This is a genomic window from Streptomyces sp. HNM0574 (assembly GCF_012726235.1).
GTDB lineage: Bacteria > Actinomycetota > Actinomycetes > Streptomycetales > Streptomycetaceae > Streptomyces.
The window spans coordinates 1-19,992 of the sequence record NZ_JAASAH010000009.1 but is presented as its reverse complement, the minus strand read 5'-3'; the positions used below and the strand labels follow the sequence as shown (position 1 = coordinate 19,992).

18 protein-coding genes are annotated in these 19,992 nt (G+C 72.8%); 13 read left to right on the top strand and 5 right to left on the bottom strand.

Annotated elements, in window-relative coordinates; genetic code table 11:
- Nucleotides 1–104: 104 nt before the first annotated feature.
- Together HCC30_RS16665 and HCC30_RS16660 are read right to left on the bottom strand one after the other, a co-directional pair.
- Nucleotides 105–968: a hypothetical protein gene (locus tag HCC30_RS16665; protein ID WP_169443351.1), complete on the bottom strand. Its 864-nt coding sequence runs from the start codon at nt 966–968 to the stop codon at nt 105–107.
- Nucleotides 969–1,068: 100 nt separating this feature from the next.
- The gene (locus HCC30_RS16660) at nt 1,069–1,839 is read right to left on the bottom strand and encodes an enoyl-CoA hydratase/isomerase family protein (RefSeq protein ID WP_169443350.1); all 771 of its coding nucleotides are present in this window, start codon (nt 1,837–1,839) and stop codon (nt 1,069–1,071) included.
- A 206-nt stretch (nt 1,840–2,045) separates the two neighbouring features.
- Between HCC30_RS16660 and HCC30_RS16655 the strand changes: the two genes are divergently transcribed.
- Nucleotides 2,046–2,552 carry an ATP-binding protein gene (locus HCC30_RS16655; protein ID WP_169443349.1) on the top strand — a complete coding sequence of 169 codons (507 nt, stop codon included), beginning with the start codon at nt 2,046–2,048 and terminating at the stop codon, nt 2,550–2,552.
- Between the two features lie 78 nt (nt 2,553–2,630).
- On the opposite strand, the gene idi is transcribed toward HCC30_RS16655, so the two are convergent.
- From idi to galE, 3 genes are all read right to left on the bottom strand, one after another.
- Complete coding sequence (gene idi / locus HCC30_RS16650) at nt 2,631–3,191, bottom strand: isopentenyl-diphosphate Delta-isomerase (protein WP_169443348.1); 561 nt, start codon at nt 3,189–3,191, stop codon at nt 2,631–2,633.
- Nucleotides 3,192–3,246: 55 nt separating this feature from the next.
- On the bottom strand, nt 3,247–4,179 hold the full coding sequence (locus HCC30_RS16645) for a cation diffusion facilitator family transporter (RefSeq protein WP_169443347.1): 933 nt from the start codon (nt 4,177–4,179) through the stop codon (nt 3,247–3,249).
- 235 nt (nt 4,180–4,414) lie between these two features.
- Nucleotides 4,415–5,431 (bottom strand): UDP-glucose 4-epimerase GalE, encoded by a 1,017-nt coding sequence (gene galE / locus HCC30_RS16640; protein ID WP_169443346.1) that lies wholly within the window; start codon nt 5,429–5,431, stop codon nt 4,415–4,417.
- Between the two features lie 304 nt (nt 5,432–5,735).
- On the opposite strand from galE, the gene HCC30_RS16635 reads away from it, so the two are divergent.
- The 12 genes from HCC30_RS16635 (at nt 5,736) to shc (ending at nt 19,935) form a co-directional block, all read left to right on the top strand.
- Nucleotides 5,736–7,544 carry a DUF5941 domain-containing protein gene (locus HCC30_RS16635; protein WP_169443555.1) on the top strand — a complete coding sequence of 603 codons (1,809 nt, stop codon included), beginning with the start codon at nt 5,736–5,738 and terminating at the stop codon, nt 7,542–7,544.
- A complete protein-coding gene (locus HCC30_RS16630; protein ID WP_169443345.1) occupies nt 7,541–8,293 on the top strand; it encodes a phosphocholine cytidylyltransferase family protein in 753 nt (250 codons plus the stop codon). Before HCC30_RS16635 ends, HCC30_RS16630 begins: the two co-directional genes overlap by 4 nt.
- Nucleotides 8,281–9,342: an iron-containing alcohol dehydrogenase family protein gene (locus tag HCC30_RS16625; protein ID WP_169443344.1), complete on the top strand. Its 1,062-nt coding sequence runs from the start codon at nt 8,281–8,283 to the stop codon at nt 9,340–9,342. Before HCC30_RS16630 ends, HCC30_RS16625 begins: the two co-directional genes overlap by 13 nt.
- Entirely contained in the window at nt 9,320–10,099 is a 780-nt protein-coding gene (locus tag HCC30_RS16620) for a CDP-alcohol phosphatidyltransferase family protein (protein WP_169443343.1), read from the top strand. Before HCC30_RS16625 ends, HCC30_RS16620 begins: the two co-directional genes overlap by 23 nt.
- A gap of 14 nt (nt 10,100–10,113) precedes the next feature.
- Entirely contained in the window at nt 10,114–10,986 is an 873-nt protein-coding gene (locus tag HCC30_RS16615; protein ID WP_169443554.1) for a glycosyltransferase, read from the top strand.
- Between the two features lie 65 nt (nt 10,987–11,051).
- Entirely contained in the window at nt 11,052–11,999 is a 948-nt protein-coding gene (locus tag HCC30_RS16610) for an ABC transporter permease (protein ID WP_169443342.1), read from the top strand.
- Entirely contained in the window at nt 11,986–12,834 is an 849-nt protein-coding gene (locus HCC30_RS16605; protein WP_240979658.1) for an ABC transporter ATP-binding protein, read from the top strand. Before HCC30_RS16610 ends, HCC30_RS16605 begins: the two co-directional genes overlap by 14 nt.
- 389 nt (nt 12,835–13,223) lie before the next feature.
- Complete coding sequence (gene hpnC, locus HCC30_RS16600) at nt 13,224–14,126, top strand: squalene synthase HpnC (protein ID WP_169443341.1); 903 nt, start codon at nt 13,224–13,226, stop codon at nt 14,124–14,126.
- 7 nt (nt 14,127–14,133) lie between these two features.
- Entirely contained in the window at nt 14,134–15,126 is a 993-nt protein-coding gene (gene hpnD, locus HCC30_RS16595; RefSeq protein ID WP_169443340.1) for a presqualene diphosphate synthase HpnD, read from the top strand.
- Nucleotides 15,123–16,658: a hydroxysqualene dehydroxylase HpnE gene (gene hpnE / locus HCC30_RS16590; RefSeq protein WP_169443339.1), complete on the top strand. Its 1,536-nt coding sequence runs from the start codon at nt 15,123–15,125 to the stop codon at nt 16,656–16,658. The genes hpnD and hpnE overlap by 4 nt, the downstream gene beginning before the upstream one ends.
- Nucleotides 16,659–16,776: 118 nt before the next feature.
- Nucleotides 16,777–17,847, top strand: a complete 1,071-nt coding sequence (locus tag HCC30_RS16585) for a polyprenyl synthetase family protein (RefSeq protein WP_346776662.1) — start codon at nt 16,777–16,779, stop codon at nt 17,845–17,847.
- Nucleotides 17,848–17,892: 45 nt separating this feature from the next.
- Nucleotides 17,893–19,935, top strand: a complete 2,043-nt coding sequence (gene shc, locus HCC30_RS16580) for a squalene--hopene cyclase (RefSeq protein WP_169443338.1) — start codon at nt 17,893–17,895, stop codon at nt 19,933–19,935.
- Nucleotides 19,936–19,992 lie beyond the last annotated feature (57 nt).

Below are 19,992 nucleotides of genomic sequence, written 5' to 3'. Positions count from 1 at the left end.
TCGTTCCGCCTTCTCAGTGCTGGTTGTCCCCCGGTGACCTGCATTGTGGCAGGTGGCCCCGACAGCCGGGTCCCGCCGTCGGCCCGGGTGCGCCGGGCGGGGCCTCAGCCCTTGCCGAACAGGTCCTCGGGGAAGGCGCCGTTGCCCAGGGCCGTCGTCGTGAGCCCGGTGGCCAGCTCGGTCAGCCGGGCCACGCCCTCGGCGCCGAGCTTCTCGTACGGGCGGGCGTCGAGCCGGTCGGTCTCCTCCTCCAGCTGCTTGCGCAGTTGCTGCCCGGCCTCGGTCAGTTCGCCCTCGGCGTCGGTGAGGCCGCGCTCCCGGAGCCGGTCGTGGGCGGCCTGCCAGTCCCGCTCGTTGTAACCCCGGGTGGCCAGCACCCACTTGGGGGTCATGCCCCGGCCGGAGGCCGTGTGGCTGGCCAGCGCCTCCAGCGGGTCCAGCTCGGCGGCCTGGAGGGCGGCGATGTGGATGTCGCCCCGGTGCTCGCGCAGCAGCGTCGCCGCGTGCCAGAACGCCAGGTGCGGCGCCTCGGGCACGGGCAGGTCCGCGTTGGCCGCGTACAGCGGGCGCCCGCCGCGGGCGCACCCGTCGGCGGCCCGCAGCGCGAGCTCGGCGGCCTCCCGCATCTCGGGGGACTCCACGGTCTCCTCGCCGAGCAGCCGCCGCAGCGTCGCGTCGACGGCCCGGAGGCGGGCGGCGAGGACGGTCTCGGGGGAGGCGAACTCCCAGATCTCGGGCACGAAGCGGGCGACGAGCGAGTGGTTGAAGTTGAAGAACGTCGCGGTCACGACCCCGGCGCCGACCGCGCCGAAGGGCGCGGCGCGGCCCGCGAAGTAGACCGCGCTCGGGTCCTCGAAGCCGTACGGCGCGAGCTCCTTGCCGAGGTCGGGGGAGAAGTAGACCGTGGAGTGGACCGGGTTGATCACGTTGTGGCAGTGACGCGCGGCGCGCTCGGGGAGAGTCGTCATCCCCGTACGTTACCTATAGGTAATACCGCGCCAGGAAGCCCCCGGACCGTGCTCTTCCGGAACCTTGACGCGGCCGCTTTGGGCCGCGCCGTGCGCAGGCTCAGCCGAGGGCCTCCGGGGTCCAGGTGAAGTGCGGAGTGCGGCGTTCCAGGAACGCGGCGACGCCCTCGGCGGCGTCCGGGCCCTCGGCCGCCGCGCGCTGCCAGGCGGCGGCGCGCTCCTCGTCCGCGCGGCCGTCGGCGAACTCCTTGGCCGCGGCCTGGGTGAGCTGCGAGCGGCCGGCGAGGACGCGGGTGAACTCCCGGACGCGGGCGTCCAGTTCGCCGTCCTCGTGCAGCTCGTCGACCAGTCCGGTGCGCAGCGCCCGTTCCGCGTCGGTCAACTCGGCGGAGAACAGCAGGTACTTGGCGGTGGACGGGCCGGCCACCCGGACCAGGCGGCGGGTGGAGGCGGCCGGGTAGACGATGCCGAGCTTCGCCGGGGTGATCCCGAACCGCGCCTCGCGGGAGGCGAACCGGAGGTCGCAGGCGAGGGCGAGCTGGCAGCCGCCGCCCACGCAGTGCCCGCGCACGGCGGCCAGCGTCGGCTTGGGGAACGCGGCGAGCGCCTCCTCGGCCGCCACCGCGAGCCGTTGCGCGCTGTCCGCCTCGCCGCGCAGGCTGGAGATGTCCGCGCCCGCGCAGAACGTGCCCCGTGCGCCGGTGAGGACGAGCGCGCGTACGGCGGGGTCGTCGGCCAGCTTCCGCAGCAGCGGGGGGAGACCGGCCCACATGCCGGGCGTCATCGCGTTCCGCTTGGCGGGGTTGCTGAGGGTGACGGTGGCGACGCCGTCGGCGTGCTCCGTGAGCAGGGCGGGAGGGGATGACTCCATTGTCGGATCGTATCCGGACACCTGTCATCGAGTGACGATCCCGGCCTGCAACTTCAGTCACAGGTGACCTCGGCCCGGAAGCGTTCTGTCAAATGCCATCGATACGTGCCGACTTGCGGTCATGAGGGGAGACCAGGCCGCTGGCATACCAACACTCGATGCAAGTACATCTGCAAGAACGCCGGGAGGAGAGCGGGGTGCGGAAGATGGACAGCCGTGGAGGGTTCCCGCCGGGAGCGGGCGCAGTGGCCCCGGTCGCGACACCGGTCCAGGAGCGCGCCGAGCCCCGCCCGCAGGAGGGTGCCTGGCGGTTCACCGCCCCCACGCTGGACTCCTCCGTGCCGCGCCTGCGGCACTCGGTCCGCGAACTCATCGACCGCCAGGGGCGGCGGGTGCCGGAGGACCTGGTGCACAGCGTGCTGCTGGTCCTCTCCGAACTGGTCACCAACGCCGTACGGCACGCGGCGCTGCTCTCGCCGGAGATCGGCGTGGAGATCTCGATCCGGGACGGCTGGCTGCGGGTCGCCGTCGAGGACAGCCACCCCTACCGCCCCAAGGCCCTGGCCGCCGAGCCGGACCAGGAACACACCGGCGGCCGCGGCCTGTTGCTGGTCAAGATGGTGACGACGGAGGCCGGCGGGCTCTGCGACGTCGAGCAGACCTGCGCCGGCGGCAAGGTGGTCTGGGCGGCCTTCCCGCTCGCCCTCAGGTGAGCCGCCGCCCCTGAACGACGCGGTGCCCGGGGCCCCGCCGCCCTCGCGGACGGCCGGGCCCCGGGCACCCGGTGCGGATCACCAGCCCGCGGTCTCCCCGGTGACGTCGCGGATGCCGGGACGCGCCGCGTCCAGCACCGTCATGAACCACGTGGAGAACGGCTTCTCCTCGTGCAGCGCCTTGAGTTCGTCCGGGGTCACGAACCGGGTGTCCCCGATCTCCTCGGGGTCCGGGCGCAGTTCGGCCTCCACCAGGCCGGTGAACAGGTGGTTGAACTCCTGCTCCACCAGGCCCGAGTCCGGGTCCGGGTGGTTGTACCGGACCGTCCCCGCCTCCCGCATCAGCGAGGGCGCCACCCCGAGTTCCTCACCGACCCGCCGCGCGGCCGCCACGAAGGGCGGCTCCTCCGGGTACGGGTGCCCGCAGCAGGTGTTGGACCAGACACCGGGCGAGTGGTACTTGCCCAGCGCGCGGCGCTGGAGCAGCAACCGGCCGGCCCGGTCGAAGAGGAACACGGAGAACGCGCGGTGCAGTTGGCCCGGGGCGATGTGCGCAGAGAGCTTCTCGGCCGTGCCGATCGTCCGCCCTTCCTCGTCGACCAGTTCGAGCATGATCGGAGCGGCTGCGCTGTGTGCCATCTTCATCCTTCTTCCGGGCTGCTTGTCCGACAACGGCGCCCCAGTGTGCCGCACGTCAGTGGCACAGATTCGCCTCGTGCTCAGCATGTCCGCGCGGTTCGAGCTGGAACGTGCAGTGCTCAACGTCGAAGTGGCCGCCCAGGCACTCCTGGAGTTCGTGGAGTATCCGTTCCTGGCCCCTGGAGTCCAGGACCTGCTGCGAGACGACGACGTGTGCCGAGAGCACCGGCATGCCCGAGGTGATCGTCCACACGTGCAGGTCGTGCAGCCCCTCGACGCCCTCCACGTCCAGGATGTGCGCACGCACCTGCTCCAGGTCGACGTTCTTCGGCGCCGCCTCCAGCAGCACGTCCAGCGCCTCCCGCGCGAGCCGGAGCGTACGCGGGACGATCATGAGGCCGATGACGAGCGAGGCGATCGGGTCGGCGGGCTGCCAGCCGGTGAGCATGATGATCCCGGCGGAGACCAGCACCGCGACCGAGCCGAGCGCGTCGGCCAGCACCTCCAGGAAGGCGCCGCGGACGTTGAGGCTCTCCTTCTGTCCCCGCATCAGCAGCGACAGCGAGACCAGGTTCGCCAGCAGCCCGAAGGCGCCGAAGGCGAGGGTGAGCGGCCCGTCCGTCTCGGCCGGGGTCATGAAGCGCTCGATCGCCTCGTAGAGGATGTAGCCGCCGACGCCGAGCAGCAGCAGACAGTTGGCCAGCGCGGCGAGGATCTCGGCCCGCGCCAGGCCGAAGGTCCGCCGCCCGCCCGCGGGCCGGTTCGCGAAGTGGATGGCCAGCAGGGCCATGCCGAGACCGAGCGCGTCCGTCGCCATGTGGCCCGCGTCGGCCAGCAGTGCCAGTGAGTCGGCGAGCAGCCCGCCGACGATCTGCGCGACGAGCACCGTGAGCGTGATGCCCAGTGCCACCCGCAGCCGTGCCCGGTACGCGGAGGACGCCGTACCCGCCGCGGGCCGCGGCCCTCCGTGATCGTGCCCTGCCCCCATCGCTGGTGCCTCCCGTGTCCCAGTGGTGCTCCGGATTTCCGCTGACGACCGCCAGTGAACTACGGGTGGGGGGTATGTGCAACGCGACGCTGAACACCGTTGTCATGTGCCCTGACCTGCGGTTTTGTACGGGAGGCTGGTCCGCAGGTCAGAGCGTTGCGACATCGGACGGGAGGCCGCGGGCGCCCGCGGAAAAAGATTGCCGGGGCGCGGCCGAAGAGAGGGGAACCCGGCGTCAGCCGAGCTCCGGGTGCCGCAGCAGCCAGCCCTCCCAGGCGGAGGCGACCATCGCGCGGACGTCGTGCCGCGCCGTCCAGCCCAGCTCCTTCTCCGCGCGCCGGGCCGAGGCCACCACCCGGGCCGGGTCGCCCGCCCTGCGCGGGGCCACCTCGGCCGCGGGCTCCCGCCGGCCGGTGACCTCCGCGACCAGCGAGGCCATCTCCCGCACCGAGACGCCGCTGCCCGTGCCGATGTTCAGCGTCAGGTCGCCCGCGCTCCCGTCCGGGGACAGCAGACCGGCGGCCTTGACGTGCGCCTCCGCCAGGTCCTGCACGTGGATGTAGTCCCGCACGCAGGTGCCGTCCGGGGTCGGGTAGTCGTCGCCGAAGATCTTCGGGGCCTCGCCGCGGGTCAGCGCGTCGAAGAACATCGGGATGATGTTGGAGACCCCGGTGTCCGCCAGCGCCGGCTCGGCCGCGCCCGCGACGTTGAAGTACCGCAGGCAGGACGTGGAGATTCCGTGTGCCTGTCCGGCCGCCCTGACCAGCCATTCTCCGGTGAGCTTCGTCTCGCCGTAGGGGTTCATCGGCAGGCACGGGGTGTCCTCCGTGACGAGGTCCACATCCGGCATCCCGTAGACCGCGGCCGAGGAGGAGAAGACGAACCGGCGCACACCGGCCGCCGCGACGGCCTCCAGCAGCACCGTGAGCCCGTGCACGTTCTCGCGGTAGTAGTGCAGCGGCCGCTCCACCGACTCCGCGACCTGCTTGCGGGCCGCGAGGTGGATCACCCCCGTCACGCCGTACTCGGCGATCGCCGTCTCCAGCGCGGCCCCGTCCAGCGTCGAGCCGCGGACGAGAGGGATGTCACCCGGGACGCCGGGCTCCCCGCCCGCGCCCGGGACGGCGCGCAGCCGCTCCGGGAGCCCGGTCGAGAAGTCGTCCAGAACGACGGCCTGTTGGCCGGATTCCGCCATCGCCCGCGCCACATGCGCACCGATGTAACCCGCCCCGCCTGTGATCAACCACGTCATAACGGCACCCTAACCGGCAGCGGAAAAGCCCCCCGCCGCTTCCGGGTTTGTGACCGGCGGTCATGATCCACCATGCTGTCTGCCCATCACGGCGGAGCGCGCCTGACGTCGCGGCGATGACGGGTGAGTCCGTCATGGCAAGACGGGTTCGGTGAACGCGTGGTGAAGCCTCACTCCGGCGATCCGATAGCCTCTGCCGCGTGCCGCCCACCCCCCGAACGGGCGATGGCGCACCGTGACCGCTGCCCGGCCTCCCTCGGGGCCGAGGAAGGCGGATCTGCCAGCTTCCAAGGAGTGAGTTCGTCTGCCGACCGCCATTCTCACCGGTCCTGTGGTCGCCGGGTCGCCGCTGGAGAGCGACCTGCGGGCGCTGGGTTTCGCCGTGCGTGTGCCGGACGACACCAGGGCGCTGAGCGCCGAGCTGGCCGCCGTCCCCGCGGGCGAGCGCGTGGCGCTCGTCGACCCGCGCTTCGTCGGCCACCGGCACAGCCTCCGGCTCGCCCTCACCGACCCCCGCTTCCCCGCCGCCGCGGCACCCGGCGCGCTCACCGCGCAGCCGGAGGCCCGCGCCGCGCTGCTGCGCGCGGTGGAGGCGGCCGACGCGGTCGACGCGAGCCGCCCCGAGGCGCTCGCCGATGTGCTGGAGGCGGAGGGCACGGCCGTGCACCGCCCCGTGCTCGGCGCGCTCGTCGCCGCCGTCCCCGGCCACGACGCCGAACGCGCCGAGGCCGAACGGTCGGTCGCGGCCGTCGACGACGAGGCGATACGGCTGCGGTCGGCGGTGAAGCCGCGCGACGGCTTCGTCACCACCTTCCTGGTCAGCCCGTACTCCAAGTACATCGCGCGCTGGTGCGCCCGGCGCGGGCTCACCCCGAACCAGGTCACCACCGTCTCGCTGATCACCGCGCTGATCGCGGCCGGCTGCGCGGCCACCGGCACCCGGGGCGGCTTCGTCGCCGCCGGTGTGCTGCTGCTCGTCTCCTTCGTGCTGGACGCGGCCGACGGCCAGCTGGCCCGGTACGACCTCCAGTACTCCACCCTCGGCGCCTGGCTCGACGCCACCTTCGACCGGGCCAAGGAGTACGCCTACTACGCGGGCCTCGCGCTCGGCGCCTCGCGCGGCGGGGACGACGTGTGGGCCCTGGCGCTCGGCGCGATGGTCCTCCAGACCGCGCGGCACGTCGTCGACTTCTCCTTCAACGAGGCCAACCACGACGCCTCGGCCAACACCAGCCCCACGGCGGCGCTCTCCGGCAAGCTCGACAGCGTCGGCTGGACGGTCTGGCTGCGCCGCATGATCGTGCTGCCCATCGGCGAGCGCTGGCTGCTGATCGCGGTCCTCACCGCCTGCACCACGCCCCGCATCACGCTGGCCGTGCTGATCATCGGCTGCGCCCTCGCCGCCTGCTACACCACCGCCGGACGCCTGCTGCGCTCCGTCACCCGCAAGGCCAGCAGGACCGACCGGGCCGCCACCGCGCTCGCCGAACTCGCCGACAGCGGCCCGCTCGCCTCCGGCGTCGCCCGCGCCGCCGCCGGCCTCCGGCTCCCCGGACCGGCCGCGCCGGCGCTGGCTCTCGCGGGCTCGGCGGCGCTGGTCGCCACCGCGCTGTGGACGCCCGCCGGCAGCGGCTGGATCGTGCTCGCCGCGCTCGCGTACGCCCTCTTCTCGGGGCTCGCCGTCGCGCGGCCGCTCAAGGGCGCCCTCGACTGGCTCGTACCCCCCTTCTTCCGCGCCGCGGAGTACACCGCCCTCCTCGTGCTCGCGGCCCGCTCCGAGGTGAGCGGTGCGCTGCCCGCGGCATTCGGGCTGGTGGCGGCGGTCGCCTACCATCACTACGACACGGTGTACCGCATCCGCGGAGGCACCGGCGCGCCGCCGCACTGGCTGGTGCGGGCGACCGGGGGGCACGAAGGACGGACGGTGCTGGTCGCCGTCGCCGCCGCGCTGCTCGTCGGCGGAGGCGACCGCTCCGGTCCAGGTTCAGGTTTCACCATCGCGCTGACCGCGCTCGCCGCGGTCGTCGCGGTCACGGTGCTCATCGAGAGCATCCGTTTCTGGGTGTCCTCCACAGCACCCGCAGTACACGACGAATCAGGAGAACCCGCATGATCGGCCTCGTGCTGGCCGCCGGCGCCGGACGGCGTCTGCGCCCCTACACCGACACCCTGCCCAAGGCCCTGGTGCCGGTGGGTCCCGAAGGCGACGAGGAGTCGCAGACGGTCCTCGACATCGCGCTGTCGAACTTCGCCGCCGTCGGCCTGACCGAGGTCGCCGTCGTCGTCGGCTACAAGAAGGAGGCCGTCTACGAGCGCAAGGACGCTCTGGAGGCCAAGTACGGCGTCAAGATCACCCTCGTCGACAACGACAAGGCCGAGGAGTGGAACAACGCCTACTCGCTGTACTGCGCCCGTGACGTGATCAAGAAGGGCGTCATCCTCGCCAACGGCGACACCGTCCACCCCGTCTCCGTCGAGAAGACCCTCCTCGACGCGCGCGGCAACGGCCAGAAGATCATCCTCGCCCTCGACACGGTGAAGAACCTGGACGAGGAAGAGATGAAGGTCGTCACCGACGACGAGAAGGGCGTTCAGCAGATCACCAAGCTGATGGACCCGGCCACCGCCACCGGCGAGTACATCGGCGTCACCCTCATCGAGGCCGAGGCCGCCGAGGAGCTCGCGGACGCGCTGAAGACCACCTTCGAGCGCGACCCGCAGCTCTACTACGAGGACGGCTACCAGGAGCTCGTCAACCGCGGCTTCAAGGTCGACGTGGCGCCCATCGGCGACGTCAAGTGGGTCGAGATCGACAACCACGACGACCTCGCCAAGGGCCGGGAGATCGCATGCCAGTACTGACCCGCCTCATTCCGTCCCCGGTCGTCGTCGACATCCGTCCCGGCGCGCTGGACGGCCTGGCGGGCCTGCTGGCCGATCAGCGCATCTCCTCCAACGGCAAGCTGGCCTTCGCGATCAGCGGCGGCTCCGGCGCGGCGCTCCGCGAGCGCTTCGCCCCGGAGCTGCCCAACGCGGACTGGTACGAGGTCGGCGGCGGCACCATCGACGACGCGATCAAGCTCGCCGACGCGATGAAGTCCGGCCGCTACGACGCGGTCGTCGGCCTCGGCGGCGGCAAGATCATCGACTGTGCCAAGTTCGCCGCGGCGCGGATCGGCCTGCCGCTGGTCGCCGTCGCGACGAACCTGTCGCACGACGGTCTGTGCTCGCCGGTCGCCACCCTGGACAACGACGCGGGCCGCGGCTCCTACGGGGTCCCGAACCCGATCGCGGTCGTCATCGACCTCGACGTCATCCGGGAGGCACCGGCCCGCTTCGTCCGCTCCGGCATCGGTGACGCGATCTCCAACATCTCCGCGGTGCGGGACTGGGAGCTCGGTCACGAGGTGCGAGGGGAGGACATCGACGGGCTGGCCGCCGCCATCGCCCGGCAGGCCGGCGAGGCCGTGCTGCGGCACCCCGGCGACGTCGGCGACGACAGCTTCCTCCAGGTCCTGGCCGAAGGTCTGGTGCTCACCGGCATCTCCATGTCGGTCGCGGGCGACAGCCGCCCCGCGTCCGGCGCCTGCCACGAGATCAACCACGCCTTCGACCTCCTCTTCCCCAAGCGGGCGGCGAGCCACGGCGAGCAGTGCGGCCTCGGCGCCGCCTTCGCCACGCACCTGCGCGGGGACGCGGAGACCGCCGGGCTGATGGCCGAGGTGCTCAAGCGCCACGGTCTGCCCGTACTGCCCACGGACATCGGTTTCGACGAGGACGAGTTCCTCAAGGTGGTCGAGTACGCCCCGCAGACCAGGCCGGGCCGCTACACGATCCTCGAACACCTCGACCTGTCCACCGATCAGATCAGGGACGCATACGCCGACTATGCACAAGCCGTCAGTAGCTGAACTACGTCCGGTCGTTCACCCCGCGGGCGTGAAGGACCGGACCAGCGGTGAGCACTGGGCGGGCCGGCTCTACATGCGGGAGCTGTCCCTCCGCGTGGACCGGCACCTGGTGAACACCAGGGTCACGCCCAACCAGCTGACCTACCTGATGACGCTGTTCGGCGTCCTCGCGGCCCCGGCACTTCTGGTGCCGGGGATCGCGGGGGCGGTGCTCGGCGTGCTGATGGTGCAGCTGTACCTGCTGCTCGACTGCGTCGACGGCGAGATCGCCCGCTGGAAGAAGCAGTACTCGCTCGGCGGCGTGTACCTGGACCGCGTCGGCGCGTACCTGTGCGACGCGGCGGTCCTGGTCGGCCTCGGGCTGCGCGCCGCCGACGTGTGGGGCGAGGGCCGGATCGACTGGCTGTGGGCCTTCCTCGGCACCCTCGGCGCGCTCGGCGCGATCCTGATCAAGGCCGAGACCGACCTGGTCGGCGTCGCCCGGCACCAGGGCGGGCTGCCGCCGGTGCAGGAGTCGGCGTCCGCGCCGCGCTCGTCCGGACTGGCGCTGGCCCGCAAGGCGGCCGCGGCGCTCAAGTTCCACCGGCTGGTCCTCGGCATCGAGGCGTCCCTGCTGATCCTGGTCCTGGCGGTCCTGGACCAGATCTCGGGCGACCTGTTCTTCACCCGGCTCGGCACCGCCGTCCTGGCGGCCATCGCGGTCCTCCAGACGCTGCTGCACCTGGTGTCCATCCTGGCCTCGAGCAGGCTGAAGTGAGCGGGAGCGAAGGCATGAAGCTGGGCGCCGTCATCCTGACCATGGGAAACCGCCCCGAGGAGCTGCGGGCGCTGCTCGCGTCCGTCGCGGCCCAGAAGGGCGAGAAGATCGAGACCGTGGTCGTCGGTAACGGCGCCCCGCTGCCCGAGTTGCCGGAAGGTGTACGGGCGGTCGAACTTCCGGAAAATCTCGGGATCCCCGGCGGCCGGAACGTCGGCATCGAGGCGTTCGGCCCGTCCGGCGCCGAGGTGGACGCGCTGCTCTTCCTCGACGACGACGGGCTGCTGCCGAACACCGACACCGCCGAGCTCGTCCGCGAGGCGTTCGCGGCCGACCGCAGCACCGGCATCATCAGCTTCCGCATCGTCGACCCCGAGACGGGCGAGACCCAGCGGCGGCACGTGCCCCGGCTGCGGGCCTCCGACCCGCTGCGCTCCTCCCGCGTGACGACCTTCCTGGGCGGCGCGAACGCCGTGCGCACCCAGGTGTTCGCCGAGGTCGGCGGCCTGCCGGACGACTTCTTCTACGCGCACGAGGAGACCGACCTGGCCTGGCGTGCGATGAACGCCGGCTGGAACATCGAGTACCGCGCCGACATGGTGCTCAACCACCCGACCATGCCGCCGAGCCGGCATGCCGTCTATCACCGCATGGTCGCCCGCAACCGCGTGTGGCTGGCCCGTCGCAACCTGCCCGCGCCGCTGGTCCCCGTCTACGTCGGCGTCTGGCTGCTGCTGACCCTCGCCCGCCGTCCGTCCCGGCCCGCGCTGCGCGCCTGGTTCGGCGGTTTCCGTGAGGGATGGCGCACCCCGTGCGGTCCCCGCAGGCCCATGCGGTGGCGTACGGTGTGGCGGCTGACCCGGCTCGGGCGCCCACCGGTGATCTGACAAGCTCGGATCAGACAGCAACAGCTCCAGCCCACCTGAGCAGTGTGAGGACGAAAGTTTCCAACGTGAGTGAGACAACGCACGGCGATGCGACGACAGGCGTGAAGCCTCCGCCGTCGCCGGATGACCGTCTGTCCCCGGCCGAACTCGCGGACAAGTACGGACTGTCGGTGAGCGGGGCGCGGCCCTCGCTGCCGGGGTACACCCGTCAGCTGTGGGCGCGACGGCACTTCATCCTCGCCTTCTCCCGCGCCAAGCTGACGGCGCAGTACAGCCAGGCGAAGCTCGGGCAGATCTGGCAGGTCGTGACGCCGCTGCTGAACGCGGCCGTCTACTACTTCATCTTCGGCCTGCTGATGGGCGGCCGGAACGGCACCCCGGGCGGCAAGGAGAACTACATCCCGTTCCTGGTGACGGGTGTGTTCGTCTTCACCTTCACCCAGACCTCGGTGCTCAACGGGGTCCGGGCGATCTCCGGCAACCTGGGCCTGGTGCGGGCGCTGCACTTCCCCAGGGCCTCGCTGCCGATCTCGATCGCGCTCCAGCAGCTCCAGCAGCTGCTGTTCTCGATGATCGTCCTGGTCGCGATCCTGGTCGGATTCGGCCACTTCCCCGACTGGCGCTGGCTGATCGTCTTCCCGGCGCTGACCTGCCAGTTCGTCTTCAACACCGGCATGGCGCTGATCATGGCCAGGATGGGCAGCAAGACCCCGGACCTGGCCCAGCTGATGCCGTTCGTGATGCGGACGTGGATGTACGCGTCCGGCGTGATGTTCTTCCTGCCGTACCAGCTGTCCAAGCGCGTCGGCGCGGACCAGTGGATCATCGACCTCCTCCAGTGGAACCCGGCCTCGGTCTACATGGACCTGATGCGCTTCGCGTTCATCGACGAGTACCCGGGCAGTGCGCTCCCGCCGCACGTGTGGGCGCTGGCGGTCGGCTGGGCTCTCGTGGTCGGCATCGGCGGATTTGTATTCTTCTGGAAGGCGGAGGAGCGTTATGGCCGTGGCTGAGGACACCGGAAAGGCGGCAGCGGACAGCACGTCCCTGGAATCCCGTGCCCCGGCCGGGGAGGAGCACTCCGCGCAGCCCTGGACGCCCACCGTCATCGCCGAGGACCTGCACATCGTGTACCGCGTCTACGGCGGCGCGAAGGGCAGGGGCAGCGCGACGGCGGCGCTCAACCGCATCGTCCGCCGGAAGCCCGGCGGCGGCGCCCGCGAGGTGCACGCGGTCAAGGGCGTCAGCTTCACCGCCTACCGCGGCCAGGCCATCGGCCTCATCGGCTCCAACGGCTCCGGCAAGTCGACGCTGCTGAAGGCGGTCGCCGGCCTGCTCCCGGCGGAGAGCGGCAAGGTCTACACCGACGGCCAGCCGTCCCTGCTGGGCGTGAACGCCGCGATGATGAACGACCTCACCGGCGAGCGGAACGTCGTCCTCGGCGGTCTCGCGATGGGCATGTCCCGCGCCGAGATCGAGGAGCGGTACCAGGGCATCGTCGACTTCTCCGGCATCAACGAGAAGGGCGACTTCATCACTCTGCCGATGCGCACCTACTCCTCCGGCATGTCGGCCCGGCTGCGGTTCTCCATCGCCGCGGCCAAGGACCACGACGTGCTGATGATCGACGAGGCGCTGGCCACGGGCGACAAGAAGTTCCAGCGCCGCTCCGAGGCCCGGATCCGCGAGCTCCGCAAGGAGGCCGGGACGGTCTTCCTGGTCAGCCACAACAACAAGTCGATCCGCGACACCTGCGAGCGGGTCCTGTGGCTGGAGCGCGGCGAGCTCGTCCAGGACGGTCCCACCGAGGAAGTGCTCAAGGAGTACGAGAAGTTCACGGGCAAGTAGCCGCCGGCGCGTGAGCCCCGCGAAGGGCGAGCGCGCGGCCGCGCGTACCCACCGCCCCGGCACGGCTTCCGTGCCGGGGCGGCGTCGTACGCACTCCTTCGGCGGCGGCGCGGCCCAACCCCGTCGTACCGCCTCTGGCCTGCGGCGCGGTGCCCGCGCCGGGGGCGCGCCGGGGGTCGCCCGCCGGTAGCGGGGCCGGACGCACCGCGTAAGCTGTGCCGGACTTCCTTGCGACATGCCGGGCGTAACGCCCTGTATCCCCCTTTTCCGTTGGCGGCCACGAGCCGGGACCGCCGGGGCCAGGACGGCGCGGCGTGTCCGAAATAGGATGTTTTGTACCAGCGGTGTAGAAACGGAGTTGTGACGGCAATGGCTACGGGCAGCATCTGGTGACCCCCGGGGCGGACGCGCACGCGGACGCGACGCTCGCCAAGGCCGCGCACGAGAACTTCCCCGTAGCACCCCGGTTCCTCCCGCGTCAGTGGCGTGACGACCTGATGGCGGTGTACGGATTCGCCCGCCTCGTCGACGACATCGGCGACGGCGACCTCGCCCCCGGCGGCCACGACGCCGCCCGCCTCGGCGTCGGCCCCGGAGAGGCGGCCGGTCCACTGGCCCTGCTCGACGCCCTCGAAGCGGACCTGCGCCGCGTCTTCGCCCGCACCGGACCCGGCCCCGGACACCCGCTGCTGCGCGCCCTGACCCCCACCGTCCGGCGCTGCGGCCTGAGCCCCGAGCCCTTCCTCGCGCTGATCGAGGCCAACCGGCAGGACCAGAAGGTCCACCGGTACGCCACCTACGGCGAGCTCCTCGGCTACTGCGAACTCTCCGCGAACCCCGTCGGACGCCTCGTACTCGCCGTCACCGGGACCTCCTCGCCCGAGCGCGTCCGGCACTCCGACGCCGTCTGCACCGGACTCCAGATCGTCGAGCACCTCCAGGACATCCCCGAGGACCTCGCCCGCGACCGCGTCTACCTGCCCGCCGAGGACATGGCCCGCTTCCGCGTCACCGAGGACGACCTCGCGGCGCGGGTCTCCGGCGCCTCGCTGCGCACCCTCGTCGCCTTCGAGGCGGAGCGCGCCCGGGAACTCCTGGCCCACGGCCTCCCGCTGACCGCCGACAGCGACGGCCGGCTCCGGCTGCTGCTCGCCGGCTTCACCGGCGGCGGCCGGGCCGCGCTGCGCGCCATCCGCGACGCGGGCTACGACGTACTGCCCGGACCTCCCCGGCCCACCCGGCGCGGACTGCTGCGCGAGGTGGTCGCGACCCTGCGACGAAGAGAGGGGTGACGGCTCGATGGTCAAAGAGGCCGGAACCCGGCCCGCGGAAGGGATCGCCCCTCCCGTGGCAGCCGCGTACAGCTACTGCGAGACGGTCACCGGACAGCAGGCCCGCAACTTCGCCTACGGCATCCGGCTGCTGCCCGCGGGCAAGCGGCGCGCGATGTCCGCGCTCTACGCCTTCTCCCGCCGGGTCGACGACATCGGCGACGGCGACCTCGCCCCGCCCGCGAAGAAGGCCAGGCTGGAGGACACCCGCGTGCTGCTCGCGCGGATCAGGGACGGCGAGGTGCGCGAGGACGACACCGACCCGGTCGCCGTCGCCCTCGGGCACGCGGCCCGCAGCTACCCGATCCCGCTGGACGCGCTCGACGAACTGATCGACGGCGTCCTGATGGACGTGCGTGGCGCGCACTTCCGGACCTGGGAGGAGCTGCGGGTCTACTGCCGCTGCGTCGCCGGTGCGATCGGACGGCTCTCGCTCGGCGTCTTCGGCACCGTCCCCGGCGCGCGGGACACCGCACGCGCCCCGGACTACGCCGACACGCTCGGGCTCGCCCTCCAACTCACCAATATCCTCCGGGACGTACGGGAAGACGCTGACAACGGACGTACGTACCTGCCTGCGGAGGATCTTGAAAAGTTCGGCTGCTCCGCCGGTTTCCGCAGCGCGGGTCTCCTCGACGGCTCCACGTCCGGGAGTGCCGCCCCCTTCTCGCCGCCGCCGGGAGGGGACTTCCCGGGGCTGGTGCACTTCCAAGTCCGGCGCGCACGCGCCCTGTTCGCCGAGGGGTACCGGCTGCTGCCCATGCTCGACCGCCGCTCCGGCGCCTGCGTCGCCGCCATGGCCGGCATCTACCACCGGCTCCTGGACCGGATCGACGCGGACCCGCGGGCCGTGCTCGAACGCCGCGTCTCCCTCCCCGGCCGGGAGAAGGCGTACGTCGCCGTGCGCGGACTCTCCGGCCTGGACACCCGGCACGCCGCGCGGAGGAGCGCCCACGCATGACCGCCCCTGACCCCCGCTCCCCGCACGGCGCCGCCTCCCCGGCACCCGCGCCCGGCCACCCCTCCGTCCCGCACGCCGCCCCCGCGCGGGACCGCACCGGCCCGGGCGACGGCGGGGACGTGCGCCGCCGGGCCGTCGTCGTCGGCGGCGGGCTCGCCGGCACCACCGCCGCGCTCCAACTGGCCGACGCGGGGCTGGAGACGACGCTCGTCGAGACCCGGCCCCGGCTCGGCGGACTGGCCTTCTCCTTCCCGCGCAGCTCACCCGTCGGCGACCTCACCGTCGACAACGGGCAGCATGTGCACCTGCGTTGCTGCACCGCCTACACCTGGTTCCTGGAGCGGGTCGGCGGGGAGGCGCTCGCCCCGGTGCAGCGCCGGCTCGACGTGCCCGTCCTCGACGCGGCACCGGCCCGGCACCGGCTCGGCCGGCTGCGCCGCAACGGGCTGCCCGTGCCGCTCCACCTCGCCGCCGGGCTCGGCAGGTACCCGCACCTCTCGCCCGCCGAGCGGGCGGCCGCGGCGCGGGCCGCGTTCGCGCTGGGCCGCCTCGACCCGGCCGACCCGGCCCTCGACGGCATCGACTTCGCGACCTGGCTGCGCCGGCACGGGCAGAGCGACCGCGCCGTCGAGGCGCTGTGGGACCTCGTCGGCACCGCCACCCTCAACGCCCGCGCCCCGCACGCCTCGGCGGGGCTCGCGGCCAAGGTGTTCAAGACCGGGCTGCTGTCCGCGCCGGGCGCCGCCGACATCGGCGTCTCCCGCGTCCCGCTCGGCGACCTGCACGACGTCCTCGCCCGCGCCGCCCTCGAACGCGCCGGCGTCCGCACCCGGTTGCGCTCCCGCACCCGCGCGCTCGGCCGGACGCCGGACGGCGGCTGGCGGGTGACCGTCGAGCACGGCAGGGGAGCGGCGCCCGAGGAGCTGGAGGCCGGCACCGTCGTGCTCGCCGTGCCGCAGGACGAGGCCGCCGGACTGCTGCCCGAGGGGGCGCTGTCCGACCCGGGGCGGCTGCGCGAACTCGGCGCCGCGCCCATCCTCAACCTGCACGTGATCTACGACCGCCGGGTGCTGCGCCGCCCCTTCTTCGCCGCGCTCGGCTCGCCCCTCCAGTGGGTCTTCGACCGTACGGCGCCCTCGGGGCTGACCGGTCCCGGCCAGTACCTCGCCGTCTCGCAGTCCGCGGCGGCGGACGAGATCGACCTGCCGGTCGCCGAGCTCCGCAGCCGCTATCTCCCGGAACTCGCGCGGCTGTTGCCCGCCGCGCGGGCCGCCGCCGTACGGGACTTCTTCGTCACCCGCGAACGCGCGGCCACCTTCGACCCGCGCCCCGGCGTCGCCCGGCTCCGCCCCGGCGCGCGTACCGGGGCGCCCGGTGTCTACCTCGCGGGCGCGTGGACCGATACTGGCTGGCCAGCGACCATGGAGGGCGCCGTACGCAGCGGAGCCGCCGCTGCCGGAGCAGCCCTCGAAGCCCTCGGCCGCCCGCACGAGACACCGGTGCCAGGAACAGAAGGAAGAGCGGCCGGATGAGACCCGACGGCAGACCCGGCGCGCACCCCGCGCCCCTCCCGCCTCACTCACCCGTACCGTCCCGCGCGCAGCCCGGAACGGTACGGAACGCACCAGCGCAGAACACCAAGGAGACATCGTGACCCCGGCGAACCAGCCCACCGTCGTCGACACCGCCAGCGTCCAGGCCCTGCTGGAACGCGGGCGGACGCTCGCCACACCGGTGCTGCGCGCCTCCATCGAACGGCTCGCCCCGCCCATGGACACCGTCGCGGCCTACCACTTCGGCTGGCTCGACGCGGAGGGCAAGCCCTCGGACGCCGGCGGCGGCAAGGCCGTACGCCCGGCCCTCGCGCTGCTGTCCGCCGAGATCGCCGGCGCCGCGCCGGAGACCGGCATCCCGGGCGCCGTCGCCGTCGAGCTCGTGCACAACTTCTCGCTGCTGCACGACGACCTGATGGACGGTGACGAGCAGCGCCGGCACCGGGACACGGTCTGGAAGGTGCACGGCCCCGCGCAGGCGGTCCTGGTCGGCGACGCCCTGTTCGCGCTCGCCGGGGAGATACTGCTGGAGCTCGGCACCGTCGAGGCGGGCCGCGCCGCGCGCCGTCTCGCCGTCGCGGGACGGAAGCTGATCGACGGTCAGGCGCAGGACATCTCCTACGAGCACCGCGAGCGGGTCACCGTCGAGGAGTGCCTGGAGATGGAGGGCAACAAGACCGGCGCGCTGCTGGCCTGCGCCTGCTCCATCGGCGCCGTGCTCGGCGGCACCGACGACCGTACGGCCGACGCGCTGGAGTCCTACGGCTACCACCTCGGCCTCGCCTTCCAGGCCGTCGACGACCTGCTCGGCATCTGGGGCGACCCGGACGCCACCGGCAAGCAGGCGTGGAGCGACCTGCGGCAGCGGAAGAAGTCGCTGCCCGTCGTCGCGGCGCTCGCCGCGCCGGGCGCGGCCGCCGAGCGGCTCTCGGCGCTGATGGCGGAGGACGCGAAGAAGAGCCAGGCCGAGTTCGAGGACTTCGACGAGGCCGAGTTCGCCGCGCGCGCCGCGCTCATCGAGGAGGCGGGCGGCCGCGAGTGGACCTCCCAGGAGGCCCAGCGCCAGCACGCCACCGCGCTCGCCGCCCTGGAGGGCGTCGGCATGCCCGGACACGTACGTGACCAACTGACCGCCCTGGCCGACTTCGTGGTCGTGCGGCAAGGGTGAACCTCACCGGCCGGCGATGACGCCGGGCCCTTCGGAAGGGAAGCGATGACAGCCACGACCGACGGCAGCACGGGGGCCCCGCGCCCCGGCACCCTCTCCCCAACGAAGCGTGACGGCAGCCCCGTCCGGGCCGGCGGTCACGGCCCGGACGGGGAGCCCGGCGCGGCGAGGAGCGCGGCACAGGCCGCGCTCCTCGCGCAGCGGACGGCGGATCTCGCCGTCACCAACCTCCTCTCCCGCCAGGACGAGGAGGGCTGGTGGAAGGGCGACCTGCAGACGAACGTCACGATGGACGCCGAGGACCTGCTGCTCCGCGAGTTCCTCGGCATCCGCGACGAGCGCACCACGCAGGCGGCGGCCCGCTGGATCCGCTCCCAGCAGACCGCCGAGGGCACCTGGAACACCTTCCACGGCGGCCCGGGCGACCTGTCCGCCACCGTCGAGGCGTACGTCGCGCTGCGGCTCGCCGGGGACGAACCCGAGGCACCGCACATGGCCCGCGCCGCCGCCTGGGTGCGGGAGAGGGGCGGCATCGCCTCGGCGCGCGTCTTCACCCGTATCTGGCTGGCGCTGTTCGGCTGGTGGCGCTGGGAGACGCTGCCCGAACTGCCGCCCGAGATCATCTACTTGCCGAAGTGGTTCCCGCTCAACATCTACGACTTCGGCTCCTGGGCCCGCGGCACGATCGTCCCGCTCACCATCGTCTCCGCCAAGCGGCCCGTACGCGAGCAGCCCTTCGCGCTGGACGAGCTGCACACCGACCCGGAGCACCCGGAGACGCCCAAGGAGGCCGCGCCGGTGGCCAGTTGGGACGGGGTCTTCGAGCGCATCGACCGGGTGCTGCACGCCTACCGGCGGACGGCGGTGGGCCCGCTGCGGCGCGCGGCGATGAACAGCGCGGCCCGCTGGATCGTCGAGCGGCAGGAGAACGACGGTTGCTGGGGCGGCATCCAGCCGCCCGCCGTCTACTCCCTGATCGCCCTGAACCTCCTCGGCTACGACCTCGAACACCCCGTCATGCGCGCCGGGTTGGAGTCCCTGGACCGCTTCGCCGTCTGGCACCGGGACGGTACGCCCGAGGAGGCGCGGATGGTCGAGGCGTGCCAGTCCCCGGTGTGGGACACCTGCCTGGCCACCGTCGCGCTCGCCGACGCGGGCCTCTCGCCCGACCACCCGGCCCTGGTCAGGGCGGCGGACTGGATGCTCGGCGAGGAGATCGTGCGGCCCGGCGACTGGTCGGTGCGCAGGCCCCGGCTGCGGCCCGGCGGCTGGGCGTTCGAGTTCCACAACGACACCTACCCCGACATCGACGACACGGCCGAGGTCGTGCTCGCGCTGCGCCGCGTCCGCCACCCCGACCGGGCGCGTGTCGACGACGCCGTGCGCCGGGCGGTGCGCTGGACGCTCGGCATGCGGTCGAAGAACGGTGCCTGGGCGGCGTTCGACGCCGACAACACCAGCCCCTTCCCGAACCGGCTGCCGTTCTGCGACTTCGGCGAGGTCATCGACCCGCCCTCGGCGGACGTCACCGCGCACGTCGTCGAGATGCTCGCGGGCGAGGGCGGCAGCCGCGACCCCCGCGTCCGCGAGGCCGTCTCCTGGCTGCTCGCCGAACAGGAGCCGGACGGCGGCTGGTTCGGCCGCTGGGGCGTCAACTACCTGTACGGGACGGGTGCCGTCGTCCCCGCCCTCGTCTCCGCCGGCGTACCCGTCTCGCACCCGGCCGTGCGGCGCGCGGTGGGCTGGCTGAACGGGGTGCAGAACGAGGACGGCGGCTGGGGCGAGGACCTGCGCAGCTACGTGGACGGGGAGTGGACGGCGCGCGGCGCGTCCACCGCCTCGCAGACCGCGTGGGCCCTGCTGGCGCTGCTCGCGGCGGGGGAGCGGGAGTCGGAGTCCGTCGTACGGGGCATCACCTGGCTCGCCGAGACGCAGCGCGAGGACGGCTCCTGGGACGAGCCGTACTTCACCGGCACCGGCTTCCCCTGGGACTTCTCGATCAACTACCACCTGTACCGGATGGTGTTCCCCGTGACAGCGCTGGGCCGGTACCTGCACGGGGACGGCCTGCCGCAGCGGGCGGGCTGATGACGGCCCCGCTCCTGGTGGTGTGCGCGCTCGGCATCGAGCGCCTGGCCCTGCGCG

What these genes read in the sequence shown, in the direction of transcription:
- idi (WP_169443348.1), bottom strand. Translation starts at nt 3,191, where the DNA reads ATGGCACACAGCGCAGCCGCTCCGATCATGCTCGAACTGGTCGACGAG.
- shc (WP_169443338.1), top strand. Translation starts at nt 17,893, where the DNA reads ATGACAGCCACGACCGACGGCAGCACGGGGGCCCCGCGCCCCGGCACC.
- HCC30_RS16620 (WP_169443343.1), top strand. Translation starts at nt 9,320, where the DNA reads ATGCACAAGCCGTCAGTAGCTGAACTACGTCCGGTCGTTCACCCCGCG.
- galE (WP_169443346.1), bottom strand. Translation starts at nt 5,431, where the DNA reads ATGACGTGGTTGATCACAGGCGGGGCGGGTTACATCGGTGCGCATGTG.
- HCC30_RS16605 (WP_240979658.1), top strand. Translation starts at nt 11,986, where the DNA reads ATGGCCGTGGCTGAGGACACCGGAAAGGCGGCAGCGGACAGCACGTCC.
- HCC30_RS16630 (WP_169443345.1), top strand. Translation starts at nt 7,541, where the DNA reads ATGATCGGCCTCGTGCTGGCCGCCGGCGCCGGACGGCGTCTGCGCCCC.
- HCC30_RS16655 (WP_169443349.1), top strand. Translation starts at nt 2,046, where the DNA reads ATGGACAGCCGTGGAGGGTTCCCGCCGGGAGCGGGCGCAGTGGCCCCG.
- HCC30_RS16665 (WP_169443351.1), bottom strand. Translation starts at nt 968, where the DNA reads ATGACGACTCTCCCCGAGCGCGCCGCGCGTCACTGCCACAACGTGATC.
- HCC30_RS16615 (WP_169443554.1), top strand. Translation starts at nt 10,114, where the DNA reads ATGAAGCTGGGCGCCGTCATCCTGACCATGGGAAACCGCCCCGAGGAG.
- hpnD (WP_169443340.1), top strand. Translation starts at nt 14,134, where the DNA reads ATGGTCAAAGAGGCCGGAACCCGGCCCGCGGAAGGGATCGCCCCTCCC.
- HCC30_RS16660 (WP_169443350.1), bottom strand. Translation starts at nt 1,839, where the DNA reads ATGGAGTCATCCCCTCCCGCCCTGCTCACGGAGCACGCCGACGGCGTC.
- HCC30_RS16645 (WP_169443347.1), bottom strand. Translation starts at nt 4,179, where the DNA reads ATGGGGGCAGGGCACGATCACGGAGGGCCGCGGCCCGCGGCGGGTACG.
- HCC30_RS16625 (WP_169443344.1), top strand. Translation starts at nt 8,281, where the DNA reads ATGCCAGTACTGACCCGCCTCATTCCGTCCCCGGTCGTCGTCGACATC.
- hpnE (WP_169443339.1), top strand. Translation starts at nt 15,123, where the DNA reads ATGACCGCCCCTGACCCCCGCTCCCCGCACGGCGCCGCCTCCCCGGCA.